Source organism: Zoogloea sp., from assembly GCF_044344315.1.
Taxonomy (GTDB): domain Bacteria; phylum Pseudomonadota; class Gammaproteobacteria; order Burkholderiales; family Rhodocyclaceae; genus Zoogloea.
In genome coordinates this window covers 1-3,490 of record NZ_JBIJDC010000191.1, presented here as the reverse complement: position 1 = coordinate 3,490, position 3,490 = coordinate 1, and the positions used below count along the sequence as shown (strand labels likewise).

2 protein-coding genes and 1 pseudogene are annotated in these 3,490 nt (G+C 67.4%); all 3 read left to right on the top strand.

Annotation, left to right across the window (positions count from 1 at the left end):
- Positions 1-386, top strand: a pseudogene (locus ACIQ09_RS22015) (ammonium transporter); the annotation flags it as partial.
- A gap of 82 nt (positions 387-468) precedes the next feature.
- Entirely contained in the window at positions 469-2,568 is a 2,100-nt protein-coding gene (locus ACIQ09_RS22010) for an ATP-dependent helicase (RefSeq protein WP_398314535.1), read from the top strand.
- Positions 2,569-2,745: 177 nt separating this feature from the next.
- Positions 2,746-3,360, top strand: coding sequence for a DUF2238 domain-containing protein (locus ACIQ09_RS22005; RefSeq protein ID WP_398314533.1), 615 nt, complete (start codon positions 2,746-2,748; stop codon positions 3,358-3,360).
- Positions 3,361-3,490 lie beyond the last annotated feature (130 nt).

Genomic DNA, 3,490 nt, shown 5'->3' with positions numbered 1-3,490 from the left:
ACCTGATGCACCCCATCGGCGCCCTGGTCACCGGCCTGGTGGCGGGCGGGCTGTTCGTGCAGCTGTTCACCCTCACCCAGAACCGCTGGAAGATCGACGACGTGCTCGGTGTGTGGCCCCTGCACGGCCTGTGCGGCGCCTGGGGCGGCATTGCCGCAGGCATCTTCGGGGCCAAGGCGCTGGGCGGCATGGGGGGCGTCAGCCTGGCGGCACAACTCATCGGCACCCTGGGCGGCATCGTCGTGGCCCTGGCCGGTGGCTATCTTGTCTATGGGGCGCTGCGCGCCACCATCGGCATCCGCCTGGACGCCGAAGAAGAATACGAGGGCGCCGACCTGACCATCCACAAAATCACCGCCACACCGGATCGGGAAACCCACTGGTAAGCACCTGATTCTCTGCAGGGTCGAACACCTGTGGATTTACCTGCGCTCCTTTGCTGTATAAAATAACAGCAAAGGAGTGCCCATGCACCAGCCAGCCCACCTCCAGCAGCCCGCCCCCGGGGCGCTGCCCGCCTACCTCGACACCCTCAACGACGCCCAGCGTGCCGCCGCCCTTCATGGTATCGGCACAGGGGCGGACGACGGCCCGCTGCTGGTCATCGCCGGCGCGGGTTCCGGAAAGACCAATACCCTCGCCCATCGGGTCGCCCACCTGCTGGCCCAGGGTGCCGACCCCGGGCGCATCCTGCTGCTCACCTTTTCCCGGCGCGCTGCCGACGAGATGACCCGGCGCGTGCAGCGCATCGCCGCCAAGGTCTCCCCCCGCCACGCGCGTCTGGCCAGCGGCGGTTTTCCGTGGGCCGGCACCTTTCACAGCGTGGGCGCCCGCCTGCTGCGTGAGTTCGCCGGGCGCATCAGCCTCGACCCGGCCTTCACCATCCACGACCGGGAAGACTCCGCCGATCTGATGAACCTGGTTCGCCATGAGCTGGGGCTGTCGGCCAAGGGCAAGCGTTTTCCCCTCAAGGGCACCTGCCTGGCCATTTACTCGGCTGCCGTGAATACCCGCGCGCCCCTGACGGAAGTGCTCCTCGGCAGCTTTCCCTGGTGTGCGGGTTGGGAAAGCGACCTGAAGTCCCTGTTCCGCGCCTACGTACAGGCCAAGCAGGCCCAGCAGGTGCTCGACTACGACGACCTGCTGCTCTACTGGGCGCAGATGGTGTCCGAACCTGCGCTGGCCCGGGAAGTGGGCGAGCGCTTCAGCCACGTGCTGGTGGATGAATACCAGGACACCAACCGCCTGCAGGCCGCCATCCTGCTCGCCATGAAGCCCGACGGCCGCGGCCTCACCGTGGTGGGCGACGACGCCCAGAGCATCTACAGCTTCCGCGGCGCCGACATCCGCAACATCCTCGACTTTCCCGGGCACTTCGACCCGCCAGCCCGGCAGGTCACCCTGGACCGCAACTACCGCTCCACCCAGCCCATCCTGGCCGCCGCCAACGCCGTCATCGACCAGGCCCGCGAGCGCTATTGCAAAAACCTATGGACCGACCGGGTCTCCGCCGCCCGCCCGCGCCTGGTGAGCATCCGCGACGAGGCTGACCAAGCCGCCTGTGTGGTGGAGCAGGTCCTCGCCCGCCGGGAGGAAGGCCTCAAGCTCAAGCAGCAGGCGGTGCTGTTCCGTGCCGCACAGCACAGTGCCCGGCTGGAGATCGAACTGACCCGGCGTCACATCCCCTTCGTGAAGTTCGGCGGGCTCAAGTTTCTCGAGGCGGCCCACGTCAAGGATCTGCTGGCCGTGCTGCGCTGGGCCCAGAACCCCCGCGACCGGGTTTCCGGCTTCCGCGCCATCCAGTTGCTGCCCGGCGTCGGCCCGAAGATCGCCGGGCGCATCCTCGACAACGTCCAGGCCGCGCCCCCCGGCTGTGCCCTGCTCCCCGAACAACCGGTCCCCGACGCGGCCCGCCCGGGCTGGATCGAGTTAGCCGGCATGGTCGAGCAACTGGCCGCCTCCACCGCCTGGCCGGCCCCCCTCGAACGCATCGCCAGTTGGTACGAGGCCCGCATGGAGAGTCTTTACGAGGACCACGAGGTGCGCAAGGCCGACATCCAGCAGCTCACCCGCATCGCCGCCACCTACCCCAGCCGCGAGCGCTTTCTCACCGAGCTCACCCTCGACCCGCCCGACGCCACCAGCGACGAATCCGGCAAGCCCCTGCTCGACGAGGACTACCTCATCCTGTCCACCATCCACTCAGCCAAGGGCCGGGAATGGCCCGCAGTGAGCATCCTCAACACGGTGGACGGCTGTCTCCCCTCCGATCTGGCCACCGGCAGCGAGCGGGAGATCGAGGAAGAGATGCGCCTGCTCTACGTGGCCATGACTCGCGCCCGGGACCACCTCGACCTTCTGATCCCCCAGCGCTTCTACGTCTCGGGCCAGTCCGGCAGCGGCGACCGCCATGTCTATGCCAGCCGCAGCCGCTTCATCCCCAACCGTCTGCTCCCCCACTTCGAGCAGATCACCTGGCCCGAAGCCGAGATCCAGACGCCCGCCCGGGACGAAACCCGCCAGGCCGCGGTGGATCTGGCAGCGAAGATGCGGGCGATGTGGGACTGAGGAGGCAGGCGCAGCCGTGCTCCACTTACCTGGCAGACCCGCCCCCCTCACCCGAATCCGTTCGACCGGATTCTCATTAGGCCCCGGTCGAACCCATGTCCCCGATGACTCACAACCCCATCGTCGCGCGCGATGGCGATACGATCATGCGGTTCTGATCCCCCAGGTGCCAACCGAATGACCCCGAGCACAACACCGCCGAACCTCCTGCTCATTCCCACCGGACTGCTCCTTGTCGTCCTCCTGGCCCTTTCCGGCTGGCAGCCCTACGACCGGGCCACCTGGCTGATGGAGGTGGCGCCCGTCGTGATCGCCCTGCCGGTCCTCGTGGCGACACGGCAGCGCTTTCCCCTCACATCCCTGCTCTACGCCTGCATCTTCTTCCACGCCCTGATCCTGATGCTGGGCGGGGCCTACACCTACGCACGGGTACCGCTGGGCTTCCAGCTGCAGGATCTTCTGCACCTGGGTCGCAACCCCTATGACAAGATCGGCCACTTCGCCCAGGGCTTCGTGCCGGCCCTGGTCACCCGGGAGATCCTGCTGCGCGGGCATCACGTGGAGGGCCGCAAGATGCTCGCCTTCCTAACGGTGTGCGTGGTGCTCGCCATCAGCGCCACTTACGAGTTCATCGAATGGGGCGCAGCCCTGGCCCTCGGCCAGGGTGCCGACGAATTCCTGGGTACCCAGGGCGACCCCTGGGACACCCAATCCGACATGTTCTTCGCGCTGATTGGCGCAGTAACGGCGCTCGCCATCTTCGGACGCATGCACGACCGACAGCTTGGCTGACTGCAAACCCAATGCTGACGCGGGTTTACCCTCCAGGCGGTATCACCCGATGGGTGAAGCTGAAGGGGTATATGGGACGTGCTGAGGGCGGCTGGAGGAACTGTGGGGGGGGCGGGAATAGCCCCCCGCA